General features: G+C 63.5%; 21 protein-coding genes and 1 pseudogene. 11 read left to right on the top strand and 11 right to left on the bottom strand.

Annotation, left to right across the window (positions count from 1 at the left end; genetic code table 11):
- Both HV744_RS25660 and pdxH read right to left on the bottom strand, forming a co-directional pair.
- Positions 1-669 (bottom strand): class I SAM-dependent methyltransferase (locus HV744_RS25660; protein ID WP_175152177.1); only part of this gene is annotated, 669 nt, incomplete at its 3' end.
- A gap of 141 nt (positions 670-810) precedes the next feature.
- Entirely contained in the window at positions 811-1,452 is a 642-nt protein-coding gene (pdxH, locus tag HV744_RS25655; protein ID WP_175152176.1) for a pyridoxamine 5'-phosphate oxidase, read from the bottom strand.
- A 287-nt stretch (positions 1,453-1,739) separates the two neighbouring features.
- Here pdxH and tcdA point away from each other — a divergent pair, with 287 nt between their 5' ends.
- Entirely contained in the window at positions 1,740-2,597 is an 858-nt protein-coding gene (gene tcdA / locus HV744_RS25650) for a tRNA cyclic N6-threonylcarbamoyladenosine(37) synthase TcdA (protein ID WP_175152175.1), read from the top strand.
- Positions 2,598-2,724: 127 nt separating this feature from the next.
- Here the strand turns inward: tcdA and trxA are convergent, their stop codons facing one another.
- Together trxA and HV744_RS25640 are read right to left on the bottom strand one after the other, a co-directional pair.
- Positions 2,725-3,573 carry a thioredoxin gene (trxA, locus tag HV744_RS25645; protein ID WP_175152174.1) on the bottom strand — a complete coding sequence of 283 codons (849 nt, stop codon included), beginning with the start codon at positions 3,571-3,573 and terminating at the stop codon, positions 2,725-2,727.
- A gap of 92 nt (positions 3,574-3,665) precedes the next feature.
- Complete coding sequence (locus tag HV744_RS25640) at positions 3,666-4,541, bottom strand: pirin family protein (protein ID WP_175152173.1); 876 nt, start codon at positions 4,539-4,541, stop codon at positions 3,666-3,668.
- A gap of 176 nt (positions 4,542-4,717) precedes the next feature.
- On the opposite strand from HV744_RS25640, the gene vapB reads away from it, so the two are divergent.
- From vapB to HV744_RS25625, 3 genes are all read left to right on the top strand, one after another.
- Positions 4,718-4,951, top strand: coding sequence for a type II toxin-antitoxin system VapB family antitoxin (gene vapB / locus HV744_RS25635; protein WP_175152172.1), 234 nt, complete (start codon positions 4,718-4,720; stop codon positions 4,949-4,951).
- Positions 4,951-5,352 (top strand): type II toxin-antitoxin system VapC family toxin, encoded by a 402-nt coding sequence (locus tag HV744_RS25630; protein ID WP_175152171.1) that lies wholly within the window; start codon positions 4,951-4,953, stop codon positions 5,350-5,352. The genes vapB and HV744_RS25630 overlap by 1 nt, the downstream gene beginning before the upstream one ends.
- Before the next feature lie 80 nt (positions 5,353-5,432).
- Positions 5,433-6,314 carry an EamA family transporter gene (locus HV744_RS25625; protein WP_175152170.1) on the top strand — a complete coding sequence of 294 codons (882 nt, stop codon included), beginning with the start codon at positions 5,433-5,435 and terminating at the stop codon, positions 6,312-6,314.
- A gap of 83 nt (positions 6,315-6,397) precedes the next feature.
- Here the strand turns inward: HV744_RS25625 and HV744_RS25620 are convergent, their stop codons facing one another.
- Positions 6,398-8,014 carry an N-acetylmuramoyl-L-alanine amidase gene (locus tag HV744_RS25620; RefSeq protein ID WP_175152169.1) on the bottom strand — a complete coding sequence of 539 codons (1,617 nt, stop codon included), beginning with the start codon at positions 8,012-8,014 and terminating at the stop codon, positions 6,398-6,400.
- On the bottom strand, positions 7,996-8,568 hold the full coding sequence (tsaE, locus tag HV744_RS25615) for a tRNA (adenosine(37)-N6)-threonylcarbamoyltransferase complex ATPase subunit type 1 TsaE (RefSeq protein WP_175152168.1): 573 nt from the start codon (positions 8,566-8,568) through the stop codon (positions 7,996-7,998). The genes HV744_RS25620 and tsaE overlap by 19 nt, the downstream gene beginning before the upstream one ends.
- A gap of 17 nt (positions 8,569-8,585) precedes the next feature.
- On the opposite strand from tsaE, the gene queG reads away from it, so the two are divergent.
- From queG to xerD, 3 genes are all read left to right on the top strand, one after another.
- On the top strand, positions 8,586-9,824 hold the full coding sequence (queG, locus tag HV744_RS25610; RefSeq protein WP_175152167.1) for a tRNA epoxyqueuosine(34) reductase QueG: 1,239 nt from the start codon (positions 8,586-8,588) through the stop codon (positions 9,822-9,824).
- Positions 9,825-9,969: 145 nt separating this feature from the next.
- Complete coding sequence (locus HV744_RS25605) at positions 9,970-10,440, top strand: methylated-DNA--[protein]-cysteine S-methyltransferase (RefSeq protein ID WP_175152166.1); 471 nt, start codon at positions 9,970-9,972, stop codon at positions 10,438-10,440.
- Positions 10,437-11,381 carry a site-specific tyrosine recombinase XerD gene (xerD, locus tag HV744_RS25600; protein ID WP_175152165.1) on the top strand — a complete coding sequence of 315 codons (945 nt, stop codon included), beginning with the start codon at positions 10,437-10,439 and terminating at the stop codon, positions 11,379-11,381. The genes HV744_RS25605 and xerD overlap by 4 nt, the downstream gene beginning before the upstream one ends.
- Positions 11,382-11,428: 47 nt before the next feature.
- Here xerD and HV744_RS25595 read toward each other — a convergent pair whose 3' ends face one another.
- A complete protein-coding gene (locus HV744_RS25595; protein ID WP_175152164.1) occupies positions 11,429-12,991 on the bottom strand; it encodes a class I adenylate-forming enzyme family protein in 1,563 nt (520 codons plus the stop codon).
- Positions 12,992-13,237: 246 nt separating this feature from the next.
- On the opposite strand from HV744_RS25595, the gene ybaK reads away from it, so the two are divergent.
- Both ybaK and plsY read left to right on the top strand, forming a co-directional pair.
- Positions 13,238-13,729 carry a Cys-tRNA(Pro) deacylase gene (gene ybaK / locus HV744_RS25590; RefSeq protein ID WP_175152163.1) on the top strand — a complete coding sequence of 164 codons (492 nt, stop codon included), beginning with the start codon at positions 13,238-13,240 and terminating at the stop codon, positions 13,727-13,729.
- A gap of 121 nt (positions 13,730-13,850) precedes the next feature.
- Complete coding sequence (plsY, locus tag HV744_RS25585) at positions 13,851-14,486, top strand: glycerol-3-phosphate 1-O-acyltransferase PlsY (protein WP_175152162.1); 636 nt, start codon at positions 13,851-13,853, stop codon at positions 14,484-14,486.
- Between the two features lie 318 nt (positions 14,487-14,804).
- Here plsY and HV744_RS25580 read toward each other — a convergent pair whose 3' ends face one another.
- The gene (locus HV744_RS25580) at positions 14,805-15,290 is read right to left on the bottom strand and encodes a YajQ family cyclic di-GMP-binding protein (RefSeq protein ID WP_007180572.1); all 486 of its coding nucleotides are present in this window, start codon (positions 15,288-15,290) and stop codon (positions 14,805-14,807) included.
- Between the two features lie 184 nt (positions 15,291-15,474).
- Here HV744_RS25580 and murB point away from each other — a divergent pair, with 184 nt between their 5' ends.
- Positions 15,475-16,542: a UDP-N-acetylmuramate dehydrogenase gene (gene murB, locus HV744_RS25575; protein ID WP_175152161.1), complete on the top strand. Its 1,068-nt coding sequence runs from the start codon at positions 15,475-15,477 to the stop codon at positions 16,540-16,542.
- A gap of 270 nt (positions 16,543-16,812) precedes the next feature.
- Here the strand turns inward: murB and HV744_RS25570 are convergent, their stop codons facing one another.
- Positions 16,813-18,039 (bottom strand): argininosuccinate synthase, encoded by a 1,227-nt coding sequence (locus tag HV744_RS25570; RefSeq protein WP_175152160.1) that lies wholly within the window; start codon positions 18,037-18,039, stop codon positions 16,813-16,815.
- A 246-nt stretch (positions 18,040-18,285) separates the two neighbouring features.
- Positions 18,286-19,215: an ornithine carbamoyltransferase gene (argF, locus tag HV744_RS25565; RefSeq protein WP_175152159.1), complete on the bottom strand. Its 930-nt coding sequence runs from the start codon at positions 19,213-19,215 to the stop codon at positions 18,286-18,288.
- Positions 19,216-19,674: 459 nt separating this feature from the next.
- Here argF and HV744_RS25560 point away from each other — a divergent pair.
- Positions 19,675-20,024: pseudogene (locus tag HV744_RS25560) on the top strand (DUF3579 domain-containing protein).
- 223 nt (positions 20,025-20,247) lie between these two features.
- Here the strand turns inward: HV744_RS25560 and rpsT are convergent.
- Complete coding sequence (gene rpsT / locus HV744_RS25555) at positions 20,248-20,526, bottom strand: 30S ribosomal protein S20 (RefSeq protein WP_012434165.1); 279 nt, start codon at positions 20,524-20,526, stop codon at positions 20,248-20,250.
- Between the last annotated feature and the right edge of the window lie 161 nt (positions 20,527-20,687).

Here is a 20,687-nt window from a genome sequence, read left to right as displayed (position 1 = left end):
AATCTCGATCTGGCCTTCCAGCCCCGCGGCTCTCACGCGTGCGGTGGCGAGGTCGAACTGGTTCTGCGAGAGCGTCACGCCCACGCACTTCGCCCCGAACTTCTGCGCCGCACGCAGCACGAGCGCACCCCAGCCGCAGCCGATGTCGAGCAGACGCTGGCCGGGCTGCAACTGGATTTTGGTGAGGATGTGGTCGATCTTCTTGATCTGCGCGGTGGCGAGATCTTCGTTACCGTTCTCGAAGTACGCACACGAGTAGACCATGTTCTCGTCGAGCCACAGCTTGTAGAACTCGTTCGAGACGTCGTAGTGGTACTGGATCGCCTTCTTGTCCGACGCCTTCGAGTGATGGAAGTAACGTCGTACGCGCGCCAGCTTGCTCGCGCTGGTCACGGTGTTGCGCGCCAGCTGATAACTGATATTGATGATGTCCGACAGCTTGCCTTCGATGTCAATCTTGCCCTTCACGTACGCCTCGCCAAGATTGTCGAGACTCGGTTTGAGCAGATAGGGCAGCGCCGTGGCGCTTTTGACATGTAGCGTGACCCGGGGCGCGGCGAACTGCCCGAAATCATGTTGCTGACCGTCCCACAGCACGAGGCGTGCAGGCAGGTTAGCCCTGGTTTTTACGTCGTCCACCCACTGCGCCAGCTTCTTCTCCCAGAACATGCGATCTCTCCGTGTTCGTTGAATTAAAGCAAAGCTTGTGTGGATCGTCGCTCGGTGCGGCGCAACTCCCATGCCGCGAGACGCGATCCGGCCGGCGCGCGCTGCTGCGTTGGCGGCACGCTGCCGACGTTATATTCCGATTCAAGGCGACAGGCGGGAGATTTGCCAGTTGCCGGTTTCGCTCGTACGCGTGTAGAGCAGACGGTCGTGCAGACGCGACGGCCGCCCCTGCCAGAATTCGATTGCTTCGGGGACCAAACGATAGCCGCCCCAGTGCGGCGGACGTGGTGGCTGGTCGCCGTATTGCAGGCGCATTTCGCGCTCGCGCGTTTCGAGCTGCGAACGGCTTTCAATTACCTGACTCTGATTCGATGCCCACGCGCCGATGCGTGAATCGAGCGGACGCGAAGCAAAATACGCATCGCTTTCCGCCGCGCTGGTTTTGACAATGCGGCCCTCGACGCGCACCTGGCGTTCGAGTTCGATCCAGTAAAACAGCAGGCTCGCGTACGGATTGGCGGCCAGTTCGCGGCCCTTGCGGCTTTCGTAATTGGTGAAGAACACGAAGCCACGCTCGTCGACACCCTTGATCAGCACGATACGGGCAGACGGCCGGCCGCGCGGGTCGACGGTGGCCAGCGTCATCGTATTCGGTTCGGGCAGTTTGGCGTCGACAGCCTGTTGAAACCATATGTCGAATTGACGAAACGGGTCGTGGTCGACATCGGCAACGTCCAAAGAACCCAGCGAATAGTTTTTTCGAAGTTCGGCGAGTGAGGTCATGTTCTTATGCGAACGCTACAGTCCAACCAGTATAGCTAAGGAGTCGATTCTTTGCGCGCGAACGGATCAAGACCACACGCCGTGTGGGGTGCGCCGGCGCATGCCGCGGGTGCTTGCGATTGCCGCCATCGGCGTCGCGGCGTCGCTGCGATGCCCGCGGCGATGCGGATCGATACGTTCAGGCAAAATACTGGCTGAATACGTTTGAACCCGCCTGCACCCGCCTGAGCGCCGTCGCTTTCTGTTTTCTGTTTTCTGTTTGCCTGTTTTCAACGAGCCCTGCCACCATGTCCAGCACCACCGCGCAATCCGATCTTACTACCAGCCTCGACGGGAGTGAAACCGCCGACCGCGCGCGGCGCTTCGGCGGCATCGCCCGCCTGTACGGCGCCCCGGCGCTCGCCGCGTTCGAAGGCGCGCACGTCGCGGTGATCGGCATCGGCGGAGTGGGGTCATGGGTGGCCGAGGCGCTGGCGCGCAGCGCGGTCGGCACGCTCACGCTGATCGATCTCGACAACGTCGCCGAAAGCAACACTAACCGGCAGATCCATGCGCTCGACGGCAACTACGGGAAACCGAAGGTCGAAGCGATGGCCGAACGGATCGTGGCGATCAATCCGCATTGCGACGTGCGGCTGATCGAAGACTTCGTCGAGCCGGATAACTTTGCGGCGACGCTCGGCGGCGGCTTCGACTACGTGATCGACGCGATCGACAGCGTGCGCACGAAGACCGCGTTGATCGCATGGTGTGTCGAGCGCAAGCAGCCGTTGATCACGGTGGGCGGCGCGGGTGGCCAGCTCGACCCGACGCGCATTCGCATCGACGATCTCGCGCTGACGATTCAGGATCCGCTGCTGTCGAAAGTGCGCGGGCAGTTGCGCAAACAGCATGGTTTTCCGCGCGGGCCGAACGCGAAGTTCAAGGTGAGCGCGGTGTATTCGGACGAGCCGTTGATCTACCCGGAAGCCGCCGTTTGCGATATCGACGAGCAAGCCGAGCACGTGAGCACGTCGCCGGGTCATACGGGACCGGTCGGGTTGAACTGTGCGGGATTTGGTTCGAGCGTGTGTGTGACGGCGAGCTTCGGTTTTGCCGCGGCCGCGCATGTGTTGCGGGCGTTGGCGAAGCAGGCTGTGGCTTGAGGCGGTGGGTGCCGCGGAACATGCGCGGCATATCTACAGCATATCTACGACATATACGCGGGTAGTGCGCGGCACATTCAGGCGCGGTAGCCGCCTTCGCGGCGACCGCGCCTGAACCCGGCGCCAATCAGAACAACGACGCGCTCAGCTTGCGCCGCCAGTGCGACACCAGCTCCGGCTGATGCCCGGCCAGATCGAACACCGACAACATCGTCTTGCGGCCGATATCGTCGCGGAACGAGCGATCGCGTTGCACGATCGCCAGCAGATGTTCGAGCGCTTCCGAGTATTTGCGGCGCGCGATCAGCGCGCTAGCCAGATCGAAACGCGCTTCGAGGTCGTCCGGATGAGCGGCGACTTTTGCCTCCAGCGCATCCGTCGGCGGCAGATCGGCGGCGGCATCCACCGCGTCGAGCCGCGCCTTGATCGCGTTGAAGCGGGTGTCGGTGCCTTGTGTCGTTTTCGGCGACAGCAGATCGACTTCATTGCGGGCTTCGTCGATCCGGTGGTCTTCGAGCAGCAGTTCGATGCGGTCCATGCGCGCTTCGTCGAAGCCCGGGTCGTAGGCGAGCGCGGCTTGCAGCGCGTCGTACGCATCGTCGCGACGGCCGTCGGCCAACGCGGTCTGCGCTTCGAGGCGCGCGGCATCCGCGCCTTGCGGCACGAGCCGTTCGATAAATTCGCGCAGCTGACCTTCAGGCAATACGCCGACAAACTGATCGACCGGTTGGCCGTCGGCAAACGCCATCACGTGGGGAATGCTGCGCACCTGGAAGTGCGCGGCCAGTTCCTGGTTCTCGTCCACGTTGACCTTCACCAGCTTCCATTTGCCGGCGGCTTCGGCTTCGAGCTTCTCCAGCATCGGGCCGAGGCTCTTGCAGGGGCCGCACCACGGCGCCCAGAAATCGACCAGCACGGGGGCCAGTGTCGACGCCGTGATGACGTCCTGTTCAAAAGTGGCCAGAGTGGTGTCCATTGCGTCCTCGTCGATAAAACGGTTTGACATTAATTGGGGCCGAACGGCACGGATTCAATGCGGCTGGCTTGCGCGCCAACGCTTATTTGCGCTCACTTGTGTTCGGGCAGCGGAATCCAGTCGGTTTCTCCGGGCACTTGGCCCATCTCCTGATTCGTCCACGCGAGTTTCGCGGCTTCGATCTTCTCGCGCGAACTGGCGACGAAATTCCACTCGATAAAGCGCTCGCCGTCCAGTTTCTCGCCGCCGAGCAGCATCACGCGCGCGCCGTGGGTGCTGGCGAGCGTGACCGTTTCGTCGAGCGCGAGCACCGCCATCTGGCCGACTTCGAGCGGCGCGCCGTCGATCTCCAGATCGCCGTCCACCAGATAGACGCCGCGTTCCTCATGCTCCGGTTCGAGCGCGAAAGCGCCGCCCGGCGCGAACCCGGCGGCGACGTACAGGGTGCCGGAGAACGTCGTGACCGGCGAGACCGCGCCGAAGGCCGTGCCCGCTATCACGCGCAGCGTGACGCCGTTGCGCTCGACGACCGGCAGCGTGTCGGCGGCGTGATGCGCGAACGACGGCTCGATCTCTTCGTCCGCGAGCGGCAGCGCGACCCAGGTCTGGATGCCGTGGATGGTCTGGCCGCTCGCGCGATCTTCGGCGGGCGTGCGCTCGGAGTGGACGATGCCGCGCCCCGCGGTCATCCAGTTGACGTCGCCGGGGACGATCTTCTGCTCCGAGCCAAGGCTGTCGCGGTGCATGATCGCGCCTTCGAACAGATAGGTCACGGTGGCGAGGCCGATGTGCGGATGCGGGCGCACGTCGAGGCCGACACCGGGTTCGTGGGTCGCGGGGCCCATGTGGTCGAAGAAGATGAACGGGCCGATCAGGCGCGCCGCCATGGCGGGCAGCACGCGCCGCACGGTCAGGCTGCCGACGTCGCGCAGATGCGGTTTGAGGACTGCTTTGATCGAGGAAGTCATGGGCGGGCTCGGCTGGAATGGTGAGTGGGGATTGGGGTCACTGGACGATTCTACTGCGATTGAGGCGGCGCCCGCATTCCGCGCCGCTCTTGTACACACGTGTATTTACAATGCCGCGATGGGTGGCTATAGTGGAACAATGTACATCCAACGTACATCCGCATCAGGAGGCGGGCATGCTGACCAAGGTTTTTCGTAACGGCAATTCGCAGGCGGTGCGAATTCCCTCTGAATTGGCATTCGACAGCGTCGACATCGAAGTCGAAATTGAGCGTGTCGGCGACGAGTTGCGGATTCGCCCCACACGCCGCCCGCTCGCCGGTGTGCTCAAGAAATTCGCCAGGTTTGGTCCGGATTTCATGACGGAAGGCCGCGGCGAGCATGAGCAGGCCGAGCGCGAGGATCTGTAATGCCGCGCTACATGCTTGACACCAACATCTGCATCTACCTGATGAAGAGCCAGCCGGAGCAGGTCGCGAAGCGCTTTGCGGCATGTTTCGTCGGCGACGTCGTGATGTCCGCCATTACGTTTGCCGAACTCGAATATGGCGTCGCGGTATCGGCGAACCGCGCGCGGGAGCGTCGCAACCTGGCGTCGCTCGTCGAGGATATTCAGGTCATGCCATTCGATAGCGCGGCGGCGAGCGCTTACGGCCCGATTCGCGAAGCGACACGCGAGTGCAAAAAGGACCAGCTCGACAAGCTAATTGCCGCGCACGCGGTATCGCTCGACGTTGTGCTGGTGACCAACAATGAACGCGATTTCGCAGCTTACCCGGGACTGCGGATAGAAAACTGGCTGAACGGCTAACCACGCCTTAACCCGTAACCCACTTGAAACTACGCGACCTCCGCTAAACTGCCGGATCGGACAATCAATTGGAGACCGGGATGTCGCCCAAGGATTTGCTGCTCGCGCTGGTGGTCGTGCTGGCGTGGGGCGTCAATTTCGTCGTGATCAAGGTGGGCCTGCATGGCGTGCCGCCGATGCTGCTCGGCGCGTTGCGCTTCACGCTCGCCGCGGTGCCGGCGGTGTTTTTCGTCAAGCGGCCGAATCTGCCGTGGCACTGGCTGTTCGCGTACGGCGCGACGATCTCGTTTGGGCAGTTCGCTTTTCTGTTCTCCGCGATGTACGTCGGCATGCCGGCGGGGCTCGCTTCGCTGGTGCTGCAGGCGCAGGCATTTTTCACGCTGATGTTCGCGGCGGTCTTTCTGCATGAGCGCTTTCGCTTGCCGAACATCGCGGGTTTGCTGATCGCGGCGGCCGGGCTTGCGGTGATCGGCCTGCAAGGCGGCCATGCGATGACGCTGGCCGGTTTTTCGCTCACGTTGTGCGCCGCGTGCATGTGGGCGCTCGGCAACATCGTCACGAAGAAGGTCGGCAAGGTCGATCTCGTCGGGCTGGTGGTGTGGGGCAGCCTGATTCCGCCGCTGCCGTTTTTTGCATCGTCGTATCTGTTCGAGGGGCCGCAGAAAATTGCCGCGGCGCTGTCGGGCATCAGCGCAATGTCGATTTTCGCCATCGTGTATCTGGCTTTCATCGCGACGTTGATCGGCTACGGGTTGTGGAGCCGCCTGCTGTCGCGCTATCCGGCCAGCCAGGTCGCGCCGTTTTCGCTGCTGGTGCCGATCGTCGGGCTGGCGTCGGCGTCGCTGTTTCTCGATGAGCAACTGTCCGCGGCGCAGATCGCCGGCGCGCTGCTGGTGATGGCGGGGCTCGCCGTGAACGTGTTCGGCGGCTGGGTCGTGCAGCGGCTCACGCTGGCGCGCTGAGCGCCGGTCTTGCGTGCGAACGCATCATGAAATACGGCCGCATCGAGCGGCCGTATTTCATCGCATCGCGGCAAGCAACTGCATCACGTCATGCGGTTCTTCGCCAGCGGCGGATTCGCCGCGAAATAGCGCTTGATGCCGTTCATGATCGCATCGGCCATCTTGTCGCGATACGCGTCGTCGTTCAGGCGGCGCTCCTCGTCCGGATTGCTGATGAACGCGGTCTCCACGAGGATCGACGGAATGTCCGGCGCCTTCAGCACCGCAAACCCCGCCTGTTCGACCGCGCCCTTGTGCAGCTTGTTGATCCCGCCGATTTCCTTCAGCACGAAGTTGCCGTAACGCATCGAGTCGCGAATCTGCGCGGTGGTCGACATATCGAACAGCGCGCGGTTGACGGTGGCGTCGGCGGACTTGATGTTGATTCCGCCGATCTGATCCGACGAGTTCTCCTTGTTCGCCATCCACCGCGCCGCGGCGCTCGACGCGCCATGCTCGGACAACGCGAACACCGACGAGCCCTTCGCCTCCGGCGTGGTGAACGCGTCCGCGTGGATCGACACGAACAGGTCCGCGCCGACGCGCCGCGCCTTTTGCACGCGCACGTTCAGCGGCACGAAGAAGTCGGCGTCGCGCGTCATCATTGCGCGCATGTTCGGTTGTGCGTCGATCTTCGCGCGCAGCTTCTTCGCGATGTCGAGCGCGACGTGCTTCTCGTACGTGCCCGAGCCGCCGATCGCGCCCGGGTCTTCGCCGCCGTGGCCCGGATCGATCGCGACCGTCAACAGACGCACCGTATTGCTCTTGCCGGATTTCGGCGTGCTGAACGCGTAGGTGTCGTCGCCGCCAGCGTCGTCGCTGTCCGGATTGCGCGTGCTGTTGGCGCTATTGGCGCTGTTGCCGCCTTTGTTACGCGCAATCGCCGTGGGCGGCACGAGCGGCGCTGCCGGCGTGGCCGGTTTGCCGGCGATGAGCGGCGCAGTGGGCGTCGGCGTGATATGCACCGGCGGACGCGGCACGCCCGGCGCGGCGTTGCCGGCGGTGTTGCCACCGCCGCCGTTCTGCGCGTAGCGCTCGAAGAAAGCTTCGCTGTTGTCGGCAGCGGGCGGCGTCGTGCCGGGGCCGCTCAGCGTGGCGGGCGGCGCACTGTTCTCTTCGTCGAGCGTCTGTTGCTTGCGTTCGGTCTGCGCGAGCAGGTCCATCAGCGGATCGGGCGCGACCGCCGGATACAGGTCGAACACCAGCCGGTACTTGTACGCGCCGACCGGCGGCAGCGTGAACACCTGCGGCTTCACCGAACCCTTCAGGTCGAACACCATGCGCACCACGTGCGGCTGATATTGCCCGACCCGCACCGACGAAATCTGCGGATCGTTCGGCGTGATCTTCGACACCAGATCCTTCAGCGCCTGATCGAGATCGAGGCCGCTCAGATCGACCACCAGCCGGTCCGGTCCCTGCAACAGATGCTGCGTGTTCTGCAACGGTTGATCGGATTCGATCGTCACGCGCGTGTAGTCGCGCGCCGGCCAGACGCGCACGCCGAGCACCGAGCTGGCCCATGCGAGACGCGGCGCGATGAGGCCGAGCACGAGCGTGGACGCGCTCGCCCGTAAAATCTGCCGGCGCCGCCAGTTATGCGTTGCGGTAGCCGCCGATTCGATCGAGCGGAACGGTTTGATCAACATCTTTCGAGACATGCCTTTCCTGATTCGCTGTAGGCCCGTGCGACGAGTACGCGGCCGTTACCGTCGCCGTCGAGGTCGAGCGAGAAGACCAGATCCGGCACGCCGAGCAGACGCCCCGCGCGTTGCGGCCATTCGACGAGGCAGATCGCGCCGCTATCGAAGTATTCGCGAAAGCCCGCGTCGGCCCATTCGGCCGGATCGGTGAATCTGTACAGATCGAAGTGATAAAGCGCGAGTTCCCCTGCGGGCCGCTCGAGCACATAAGGTTCGACGAGTGTGTAGGTGGGACTGCGTACGCGGCCGGTATGGCCGAGGCCACGCAAGGTCGCGCGCACGACGGTGGTTTTGCCGGCGCCGAGGTCGCCGGCGAGTTGCACCTGCAGCCCGTGGAATGCGTTGCTGCCGCTGGCGCCCGACGCCTGCCGCGTGGCTGCGCGCACGCTTTCGATCGCTTGTGCGAAGCGCTCACCGAACGCGTGCGTGGCGGCTTCGTCCGCGAGCGCGAAAGTGCGTTCGAGCAGGACAGCGGCGGGCGGTTGGATCGCGTGAGCGGGATTGACAGGCATTCTCGTAAAATGGCGTGATGAACCGAAGTCCGGAGTCCCCTGTTTCCAGCACGCCCGCGTCCGTCGACGCCGCGCGTGCCGTGCGTCATTTCGATGAAGCGGCGCTGAATGCGCTCGCGCTGAACATCAAAAGCTGGGGCCGTGAACTGGGTTTCGGGGCGATCGGTATTAGCGACACCGATCTCTCCGCGGCCGAAGCGCCGCTTGCAGCGTGGCTGGAAGCGGGTTGCCACGGCGAGATGGATTATATGGCGAAACACGGCATGAAACGCGCGCGGCCCGCCGAGCTTGTGGCCGGCACGCGACGCGTGATTACCGCGCGCATCGCTTATTTGCCGTTCGAAACGCTGAGCGGCGGCGCGAACCAAACCACCACGCAGGACGGCCCGCTCGCGCGAGAGTGGCGCGCAGCCGAGCATGCGCGGCTCGCGGACCCATCGGCGGCGGTGGTATCGATCTATGCGCGCGGCCGTGACTATCACAAGGTGATGCGTAACCGTTTGCAACAACTTGCCGAGAAGATCGCAGCCGAGATCGGTGCGTTCGGCTACCGCGTATTTACCGATTCGGCACCGGTGCTGGAAGTCGAACTTGCGCAGAAGGCCGGCATCGGCTGGCGCGGCAAGCACACGCTGCTGCTGCAACGTGATGCGGGCTCGCTGTTTTTCCTCGGCGAAATCTATGTCGACGTGCCGTTGCCGACCGACGCCGAAACCTTGCCCGAAGTCGCGCCCGAAATGCCGGGCTCGCATTGCGGCAGTTGCACGCGCTGCATCGGCGCGTGTCCGACCGGAGCGATCGTCGCGCCTTACAAGGTCGATGCGCGCCGGTGCATCTCGTATCTCACGATCGAACTGAAAGGCAGTATTCCCCTGGAAATGCGGCCGCTGATCGGCAATCGTGTGTATGGCTGCGACGATTGCCAGCTCGTGTGTCCATGGAACAAGTTCGCGCAGGCTGCGCCGGTCGCCGATTTCGATGTGCGGCATGGGCTCGATCGCGCGTCGCTGGTCGAGCTGTTTGCGTGGAGCGCGGACGAGTTCGATACGCGCATGCAGGGCAGTGCGATTCGGCGGATCGGCTATGAGAGCTGGCTGCGCAATCTCGCGGTGGGGATGGGCAACGCGCTGAGAACTCCTGCGGGGAGTTTGAGCGCCGAGGCCCGCGAGGCGATCGTGCACGCATTGAGACTACGCGCCGACGACCCTTCCGCCGTGGTGCGCGAGCATGTGGAATGGGCGTTGGAAGCGGCGTAAAGTAGCGTCAGTCCGGCGGCCTTCGTTTTGCAAAGCGGTTTGCGCAAGGTGCTTTGCGCTGAGTGGTTCGCGTAGAACGCCTGCCACTCATGCAGGTACGCTATGTCGCAAACCGGGCCGCCATGCAAGTGAGGAGCAGGCAATCATGTTCAACGCAGTGATCGATGCGCCGTTCGGCAAGGTCGGCATTCGCCTCGAAGGCGAGGCCGTGCGCGAGATCGTCTATCTGCCGGATTCAGTGCCGAGCGTCGCGCCCGACACGCCATTGGCGCGGCAAGCCGTCGAGCAGATCGAGCGATATTTCGAGCGTGCGTCCGCGAAGTTCGAGTTGCCGCTGGCGCCGGTCGGCACCGCGTTTCAGCGGCGCGTCTGGCAGGCGCTCAGCGAGATTCCGCCGGGCGTCGTGCTGACCTACGGGCAGTTGGCGAAACAGTTGGGCAGCGTGCCGCGCGCGGTCGGTCAGGCGTGTGGCGCCAATGAATTTCCGATTGTGATTCCATGTCATCGCGTGGTGAGTTCGAGCGGCATCGGCGGGTTCGCGCATCACGCCGAAGAGGGCTTCTTCCGCAACGTCAAGCGCTGGCTGCTGGCGCATGAAGGCATTCCGTACGCATGAGCGATACCTTGGCTGACGACGCGGGCATCGCGTCACCTTTGTCGCCGCTGCTTCTGACGAGCTCGGCGTCGATCGATGCGTTCTGCGACGCGCTGTGGCTCGAGCACGGCCTGTCGCGTAACACGCTCGATGCGTATCGGCGCGATCTGCGTCTGTTCTGCGAATGGCTCGCGCAGAGCCGCAACGCGTCGCTCGACACCGCCAGCGAAGCCGATCTCAACGCTTATAGCGCCGCGCGGCAGAAGGACAAATCGACCTCGGCGAACCGGCGGCTCTCGGTGTTTCGCCGCTATTACGCGTGGGCGGTGCGTGAGCATCGCGCGACGGTTGATCCGACACTGCGCATCCGTTCGGCCAAGCAGCCGCCGCGTTTTCCGTCGACGCTCACCGAGGCGCAAGTCGAAGCGCTGCTAGGTGCGCCCGACATCGACACGCCGTTGGGTTTGCGCGATCGCACGATGCTGGAACTGATGTACGCGAGCGGTTTGCGCGTCACCGAACTGGTCACGCTGAAGACGGTGGAAGTGGGTCTGAACGAAGGCGTGGTGCGCGTGATGGGCAAGGGCTCGAAAGAGCGCCTGATTCCGTTCGGCGAAGAGGCGCACGGCTGGATCGAACGTTATCTGCGCGATGCGCGCCCGGCGCTGCTCGGCGCGCGCGCGACGGATGCGCTATTCGTGACGAGCCGCGCGGAAGGCATGACGCGCCAGCAGTTCTGGAACATCATCAAGCGTCACGCGATGGCGGCCGATGTGCATGCGCCTTTGTCGCCGCATACGTTGCGGCACGCGTTTGCCACGCATCTGCTCAATCACGGTGCTGACCTGCGCGTCGTGCAACTGCTGCTTGGCCACACTGATATTTCGACCACGCAAATTTACACGCACGTGGCTCGCGAGCGCTTGAAGTCGCTGCATGCGATGCATCATCCGCGTGGGTGATGTGCGCTTGCGTTCGTGCTTGAGCTTGTGCTTGTGCGCTTGTCGTTTCAGACGAACTCACGCAGCCGATGTTTGAGAATCTTGCCGGTCGATGCGGCCGGCAGCGCGGCGAGCACCTTCAATTCGGCCGGCCGCTTGTACGGTGCGAGACGCGCGCCGCACCACGCGATCAGTTCAGCGGGCGTCACTGTCGCCCCCGCGATCAATTCGACGAACGCGATCACTTCCTCGTTGCCCTCGACCGCGCGTCCGATCACCGCCGACTGCACGACCTGCGGATGCGCGTTCAACACATGTTCGACCTCGGCCGGATAGACGTTGAAGCCCGAGCGGATGATCAACTCCTTGCTGCGCCCGACGATATGCAGCGCGCCGTCCGCGTCCTGCCGCGCGAGGTCGCCGGTCTTGAGCCAGCCGTCTTCGGTCACGGCCGCGCGGGTTTGCTCCGGGCTGCGGTAGTAGCCGAGCATCACGTTCGGCCCACGCACCCATAGCTCGCCGATTTCGCCCGGCGCGGCATCCACGCCGTCGAGTCCGACGAACCGCACCTCGACGCCCGGAATGACCTCGCCGACCGAGCAGTCGCTGCGCGGTGCGTCGAGCATCGTGTGCGAAATCGTCGGGCTGCTCTCGGTCATGCCGTAGCCGTTGTGCAGCGGCAGACCGTAGACGGCTTCGACCTGCGCCTTCAACGCGGCGTCGAGCGGCGAGCCGCCCGAATAGGCAAAGCGCAGATGCGGCGCGGACCACGGGTGGCCGTGCGTCTGCAAATGTTCGAGCAGTTTGGCGTGCATGGCCGGCACGCCCTGGAAGATCGACACGCGTTCGTCGGCGAGCGCGCGGCGCACGGCTTCCGGCGCGAAGCGCGGCGCGAGCCGCAAGGTCGCGCCGGCGTGCAGGCTGCCCAGACACACCGATGCGAAGCCGTACACGTGCGAGATCGGCAGCACTGCATACACGACGTCGCCGGGCCCGACTTTGCGCAGGCGGCTCGACACCGCGGCGATGTACAGCAGATTGCGATGCGACAGCATCACGCCTTTCGGTGCGCCGGTGGTGCCGGTGGTGTAAATCAGCGCGGCGCATTGACGGTCGTTCGCGGCTTCGACCGGCTCGGCTTGCACCGTGTTGTCCACCGTGTACGACCACGCGCCGATGTCCGGCTTGATAGCCGGCGCGGCCAACGCCTGGTGCCGCTGCGCATGCTGCTGCGCGTCGCCGGAGCTTTCCACCGCGTACGCGACCACGCGAGGCTGCGCGTGTGCGCGGATCGAATCGAGCTCGGCGGCGGACAGCCGCGCGTTCGACACTAGCGCCCACGCGTCGAGCCTCGCGGTCGCGAACAGCAGCACGATCTGCGCGATGCTGTTCTCCGCGACGATCATCACGCGGTCGCCGCCGCGAACGCCCCATTCGCGCAACAGCGCGGTGGCGGCGTCGACGGCTTGCAGCAGTTGCGCGCTGGTCAGCCGGCGCGCATCCTCGATCAAGGCGATGTGCTGCGGGTCGCGCGCGGCGGCGAGCGCCGGAATCGCGGCGATGCGCGCGGGCAGCGCGGCCAGCAGCGCGGAGATGTCGATCGTGGAACGGGTGGATGAATCGAGGCTCACTGGTGTCTCCTGTCGATCGGAGTTGGCGCTTTAGCGCTTACTCCGATCCCATGCAAAGCGGTCGATCGGAGTTGGCGCTTTAGCGCTTACTGCGATCCCATGCAAATAATGGTTGCTGAAAACGATTCGGTGCGCGGCGTACAGTACGCCGGAAGATTTTCGAACGATCGTGCCACAGTCGCCCGACCCGCACAATTGGCCATTCGGCAAATAGCCGTCGTGCAAACTCGCCATTACAATGCGCCGATGAGCAAATCCAGACACGTTTCCGAAACGCCGGCCACCCAGTTTCTGCGCCGCCATGGCGTCACGTTCGGCGAGCATCCTTACGATTACGTCGAGCACGGCGGCACCGGGGAATCGGCGCGCCAGCTCGGCGTGGACGAACATCATGTCGTGAAGACACTCGTGATGGAAGACGAGCACGCGAAGCCGCTGATCGTGCTGATGCACGGCGACCGTACCGTCAGCACCAAGAACCTCGCGCGGCAGATCGGCGCAAAGCGCGTCGAGCCGTGCAAGCCCGAGGTGGCGAACCGGCATTCAGGCTACCTGATCGGCGGCACATCGCCGTTCGGGACGCGCAAGCAAATGCCGGTTTATGTCGAGTCGAGCATTCTCGAGATGGACCGTATCTGGCTGAACGGCGGCCGGCGCGGTTTTCTGGTCAGCATCGAACCGAAGGTGCTGACCGACTTGCTGGTGGCGAAGGCGGTTCAATGCGCGAGCGTCGATTGACGTTTGCATGAATGTTTTCCGGGCGGGTGCGTTCGGTAGAATGTGCGCCGCCTTGTTCCGAGTTCTCCTGTTGCGGTTGGAGTACCGGGTTTCAGACCGCCGAACCTTATAAGAGTCCCAGATGCAAAACCTGATCGTTGCTGTCGTTGCCTACCTGATCGGTTCGGTGTCGTTCGCCGTGATCGTGAGCGCCGCGATGGGCCTCGACGACCCGCGCTCGTACGGTTCGGGCAACCCGGGCGCAACCAACGTGCTGCGTAGCGGCAGCAAGAAGGCGGCGATTCTCACGCTGATCGGCGACGCCTTCAAGGGCTGGCTGCCGGTCTGGTTCGTCGTGCACTTCGGCGCGCGTTACGGGCTCGACGATACGTCGGTGGCGATTGCGTCGGTCGCCGTGTTTCTCGGCCATCTGTATCCGGTTTTCTTCCGCTTCAAGGGCGGCAAGGGCGTGGCGACCGCGGCGGGCGTGCTGCTCGCGATCAATCCGACGCTCGGCGTCGCGACCTTGCTGACGTGGCTGATCGTGGCGTTCTTCACGCGCTATTCGTCGCTGGCGGCGCTGGCCGCGGCGGTATTTGCGCCGCTCTTCTATGCGTTTCTGTTCGGGCCGCGCGTCATCGCGCTGGCGATCGTCGTGATGAGCTCGCTGCTGGTGTGGCGCCATCGCGGCAACATCGCCAAGCTGATGCGCGGGCAGGAAAGCCGTATCGGCGCTAAGAAGAAGGCGGCCAGTCCGGCGGCGGGCCATGATCTTTGAGGCCTGGATGCGCTGACGTGCCGAGTGCCGCGTGCCGCGGCGGTAATGTGTGCACGCCACGTGGGTCGCTCGCAGAACGGTCGTTGCGGATGCCACTCGCGGGCTGTGCGCCGTTAGTACGAGATGCTATGCAGGTGGCTCGCCGGGAAGCTGCAGGTGCTGACTGGGCGGCGCGCTGGCAAGCTGAGACCCGGCGCGGGTTGTTCGCAAACCTCGCGCGGGGGCATCGGGGGGAGTTGCAGCGGTTGCCTGTTTATGACCCGCTAACCGTCGCCCCGCCGCCCGTTTCCCCGGGCAACATACCCGCGCACCTGAATCTCAGTCGCGGAAGTTGTTGAAGTCGAGCGGCGTGTCGGTCACGTCCTTGCGCAGCATCGCGATCACGCTTTGCAGATCGTCGCGCTTGCCGCCGGTGATGCGCACCGCGTCGCCCTGAATGCTCGCCTGAACCTTGATCTTGCTGTCCTTCACGAGGCGCACGATTTTCTTCGACAGATCGCCGGACACGCCCTTCTTGATCTTGATGACCTGCTTGACCTTGTCGCCGCCGATCTTCTCGATCTTGCCGTAGTCGAGGAAGCGCACGTCCACGTTGCGCTTGGCCATTTTCGACAACAGCACGTCTTTCACCTGGCCGAGCTTGAAGTCGTCGTCGGCGTAGGCGGTGATTTCGTTTTCCTTATGTTCGACGCGCGCGTCCGACCCTTTGAAGTCGAAGCGCGTGGAAATTTCCTTGTTGGACTGTTCGATCGCGTTCTTGACTTCGATCATGTTCGCTTCGCAGACGACGTCAAACGATGGCATTGCATTCTCCCAATAGTGCTGCGGTGCGTGATGCGGCCGGTCGGCTGCTCACGGGGCACTCGCTATAATCACGGACCGGACGTCATTTTACCGACGCCACTCCCTTTTGCCCAAGGCTGCCGCGCATTGTCGCGCGGCCGGGGGCCGATCTGGTCTCATTCGTCGTTTCATTGTCCTCAATCCGATGTCCCAATCCGATTCCGCCGCGTTCCTTGCCGGCTATCCGCTGAAGGCGCACAACACCTTCGGCTTCGATGTCCGTGCGCAGTTTGCGTGCCGGATCGAGCACGAAGCGCAATTGATGGCTGCGGTGCACGATCCACGCGCGGCCGGCCTGCCGCGCCTCGTGCTGGGCGGCGGCAGCAATGTGGTGCTGACCGGCGACTTCGCCGGGCTGGTGCTGCTGGTGGCGCTGCGGGGCCGCCGTATCGTGCGCGAGGACGACCACGCATGGTACGTCGAGGCGGCCGGTGGCGAACCGTGGCACGAGTTCGTCGCGTGGACGTTGTCGCAGGGATTGCCTGGGCTGGAGAATCTTGCGCTGATTCCGGGCACGGTCGGCGCGGCGCCGATCCAGAACATCGGCGCGTATGGGCTGGAGATGTGCGAGCGGTTCGCGTCGCTGCGCGCGGTTGAGCTGGCGACGGGCGCCGTGGTCGAGCTCGACGCGCAGGCTTGCCGGTTCGGCTACCGCGACAGTTTCTTCAAGCGGGAAGGGCGCGACCGTTTCGTGATTACGTCGGTGACGTTCCGTTTGCCGAAGGTTTGGCAGCCGCGTGCCGGTTACGCGGATCTGGCGCGTGAACTGGCCGCGGGCGGTTATGTTGCGAGCGTCGATGGTCATGCCGGTGCCGATAAGCAGCCGACCGCGCAGGCCGTCTTCGATGCGGTGGTGGCGGTGCGGCGCGCCAAGCTGCCCGATCCGCTGGAACTCGGCAATGCCGGGAGTTTCTTCAAGAATCCGGTGGTGGACGCGGCGCAGTTCGACGCGCTGAAGATCAGGGAGCCGGACGTCGTCTCCTATCTTCAGCCGGACGGCAGGGTGAAGCTCGCCGCGGGCTGGCTGATCGATCGATGCGGCTGGAAAGGCCGTGCGATGGGCGCGGCAGCAGTGCACGAGCGGCAGGCGCTAGTGCTGGTGAATCGTGGCGGCGCGACCGGCGCGGAGGTGTTGGCACTCGCGAAAGCGGTGCAGCGCGACGTGTTGGAGCGATTTGGCGTGGAGTTGGAAGCGGAGCCGGTCTGTTTGTAATGCGGCGGGTGAGGGTGTCGGTCAATCGCGGTGGGGCAAGCGGCGTGGGGTTGCGCTAGCGCTCGCAAAAGCGGTTCGGCGGGACATGTCGCTTACGGAGTTGGAATCGAGCCGGCGCGTCGTGACCGGGCAAGCGGGACGCTGAAAATGAAAAAAGCGCCGGGAGAAAACTCCTGGCGCTTTTTTATTGTCCGCGCTTCGGATCTGGTCGCGCCTCACGGCGCTGAACTTTCACTTACGCGAAGTTAGCCTTCACCGAAACACTCACCATCAGCCACGCTGACGTCGCGCGTTCTCGGCAATCCGCATACGCAGCGCGTTCAGCTTGATGAACCCACCAGCGTCGGCCTGGTTGTATGCGCCGCCGTCGTCGTCGAACGTCGCGATGGTCTTGTCGAACAGCGTTTCCTTCGAATCGCGCGCGACCACCGATACGCTGCCCTTGTACAGCTTCACACGCACCCAGCCGTTGACCTTTTCCTGCGTGTGGTCGATCAGCACCTGGATCGCGCGGCGCTCCGGGCTCCACCAGTAGCCGTTATAAATCAGCGACGCGTAACGGGCCATCAGGTCGTCTTTCAGGTGAGCCACTTCACGGTCGAGCGTGATCGACTCGATGCCGCGGTGCGCCTTGAGCATGATCGTGCCGCCCGGCGTTTCATAGCAGCCGCGCGACTTCATGCCGACGTAACGGTTTTCCACCAGATCCAGACGGCCGATGCCGTGCTTGCCGCCCAGGCGGTTCAGCTCGGTCAGCATTTCCGCCGCCGACAGACGCTTGCCGTTGATCGCGACCGGATCGCCGTGCCCGTACTCGATGTCGATGTATTCAGCCTGATCCGGCGCCTGTTCCGGCGACACGGTCCAGCGCCACATATCGGCTTCGGCTTCCGCCTTCGGGTCTTCCAGGTGACGGCCTTCGAACGAGATGTGCAGCAGGTTCGCGTCCATCGAATACGGCGCGCCGCCTTGCTTGTGCTTCATTTCAATCGGAATGCCGGCTTTTTCCGCATACGCGAGCAGCTTTTCGCGCGACAGCAGGTCCCATTCACGCCACGGAGCGATCACCTTGATGCCCGGTTCCAGCGCGTAGTAACCGAGTTCGAAGCGAACCTGGTCGTTGCCCTTGCCGGTTGCGCCATGCGACACCGCTTGCGCGCCGGTTGCACGGGCGATCTCGATCTGACGCTTGGCAATCAGCGGACGCGCGATCGACGTGCCCAGCAGGTACTCGCCTTCATAGATCGTGTTGGCGCGGAACATCGGGAACACGAAGTCGCGCACGAATTCTTCGCGCAGGTCTTCGATGAAAATGTTTTCCTGCTTGATGCCGAGTTGCAGAGCCTTCTTGCGCGCCGGCTCCAGCTCTTCGCCCTGGCCGATGTCGGCCGTGAACGTGACGACTTCGGCGTCGTAGTTGTCCTGCAACCACTTCAGGATGACGGAGGTGTCGAGGCCGCCCGAATAGGCGAGCACGACTTTCTTGATATCGCTCATGGTGAACTCGTAGCTGGAAAAAGCGGGAAAACAACGCGCACCGGCGGTTCCGGAGCGCGGAAAAGCATTATTTTGACACTAAACCGCCGGGCGCCCGCGTTTTTGGGGCAGTGCGGTGGTGTAGCCGGGTCCGCTTGCAACCGGGGACGCCGGTCCGCTGCGCGGCGCTGACGTGGCTGCCTTGCCTCGGATGCAAGGCCCCGCCGCGCTTCACGCAGATGCTGCTGATGGTGAAAAGGGGCGCGCTCAATGATTCAGTTTGCCGAGCAGCAGGTATTCCATCAACGCCTTTTGCACGTGCAGGCGGTTTTCCGCCTCGTCCCACACGACGCTTTGCGGGCCGTCGATCACTTCCGCGCTGACTTCCTCGCCGCGGTGGGCGGGCAGGCAGTGCATGAAGAGCGCATCCGGATTGGCGCGCGCCATCATGTCAGCGTCGACGCACCAGTCCGCGAAGGCTTTCTTGCGCGCTTCGTTTTCGGCTTCGAAGCCCATGCTGGTCCAGACGTCGGTGGTGACGAGATCAGCGCCCGCGCAGGCCTCGTTCGGGTGATCGAATTCCTCGTAGAACGGCGCGCTCTCGGCGGCGACCATGGCGCGGTCGAGCTTGTAGCCCGGCGGCGTGGACAGGCGCAGCTTGAAGCCGAGAATCTGCGCGGCTTCGATCCACGTGTACAGCATGTTGTTGGCGTCGCCGACCCACGCGACCGTCTTGCCGCGAATCGGGCCGCGATGCTCGAAGTACGTGAAGATGTCGGCCAGCACCTGGCAGGGGTGATACTCGTTGGTCAGCCCGTTGATCACCGGCACGCGCGAATTCTCGGCGAAGCGCTCGATGATGTCCTGGCCGAACGTGCGGATCATGATGATGTCGACCATGCGCGAGATCACTTGCGCGGCGTCTTCGATCGGTTCACCGCGGCCGAGCTGCGTGTCGCGGGTGCTCATGAACACGGCGTGGCCGCCCAACTGGAAGATGCCGGCTTCGAACGACAGGCGGGTGCGTGTCGAATTTTTCTCGAAGATCATCGCCAGCGTGCGGTCGTGCAGCGGGTGGTAGGTCTCGTAGCTCTTGAATTTGCGTTTCAGAATGCGCGCGCGTTCCAGCACGTACTCGTAGTCTTCCAGCGAGAAGTCCTTGAACTGCAGGTAGTGGCGAATTTTCTTGGCGGTCATGAAACAAATACGGCGGTCTCACCCGGCAGGATTGCCGGACGGCGCCGCCGTCGTTTGTGGTAACTCAATGCAGCATAAAGGATTTCGCTCCGTTTGACGAGTCGGCCAAAAGGCCAGGAAAGCTGCGTGAAAGCCTCGCGCAACTATCATGCGAAGCTTGTGTGCGCTGCGGAAAAAGGTCCGCTGCGCTATAATCTGCCGGTTCTCCCAAAGCCCGGCAGGCGGGTATTTCGCTTGCGGGACACGGCTCGCGCGGTTCGCAAAGTTTGCTCGCGGTGCGCCGTCATGACAAAGCGCCGAGGCCGCTCAGCCGGCCCATTGCGGTTCTGGCTGCGCGGCTCGCCATCGCGGCGGCGTGTGCAACATGCGCAACATGTGCGGCGACGAGTCAGGCGTTGCAAGCCGGCGTGCCGTCAGCTTTGCCGTCATCCCGCTGGGCAGTCACACAGGTATTCCTACATGGCCGAAGCAGCTCCAACCGAATTTTTCATTCAGGGCATCACGTCGACGGGCAAGAAGTTTCGGCCGAGCGACTGGTCGGAGCGGCTCGCAGGCGTGATGGCATGTTTTGGCCCCGGTGCAAGGAAGGGGCCGAACGCTTATATGCAGTACTCGCTGTATGTCCGGCCGACCATGATCGGCGACCTCAAGTGCGTGATTCTCGATTCGCGTTTGCGCGACATCGAGCCGATGGCTTTCGATTTCGTGCTCAACTTCGCGAAAGACAACGACCTCGTCGTGACGGAAGCGTGCGAGTTGCAACTCGAGCACGCCACGCCACGCGGCAAGCCAAAAGACACGTGATATAGCGCAAGCCAGCCGGATCGGCAAAAACAAAAACCCGCGAGCGCGGGTTTTTTTGTGTTTGATACAAAGGCTCGAGCAGGGCGAGCAGCCGCAACATCACCGCGATCGTATCGATGCGCACGGCCCAGCGTGTCGGCGGCGAGTGCAAAGCAAAAAAGCCCGCCGAAGCGGGCCTTTCTGTGCAGCGGAAACAGGAGGTAGCCCACCGAAGCGGGCTGACCGGAATTACTGCGCTGCGGACGCTTGCAGACCCTTGATGGCTGCAGCGAGGCGGCTCTTATGGCGAGCTGCCTTGTTCTTGTGAACGATGTTCTTGTCGGCGATGATGTCGATGGTCTTCGACGATGCCTGGAAGATTTCAGCGGCCTTAGCCTTGTCGCCGGCGTCGATCGCCTTGCGGACAGCCTTGATAGCCGTGCGGAACTTCGAGCGCAGTGCCGAGTTGTGCGAGTTTGCCTTGGCGGCCTGGCGGGCGCGCTTGCGTGCTTGTGCGGAGTTAGCCATGACGGTTCCTTATCCTGTTCCTGTTTCCAGTACCTGACCTTCAAGTGGTGAGGTGCTGCTTTTAGATCCGAACTCTTGGAAGCGATTGCCCAAGAGCGCAAAAAGTGTCGAAAAAAATCGATCGAACTACGCGAAGGCGGGCCCGTGTTTCCGGGGATTCG

The sequence above is a fragment of the Paraburkholderia ultramafica genome, assembly GCF_902859915.1.
GTDB lineage: Bacteria > Pseudomonadota > Gammaproteobacteria > Burkholderiales > Burkholderiaceae > Paraburkholderia > Paraburkholderia ultramafica.
The sequence above is the reverse complement of the archived record's forward strand: the minus strand, read 5'-3'. Positions and strand labels throughout refer to the sequence as shown.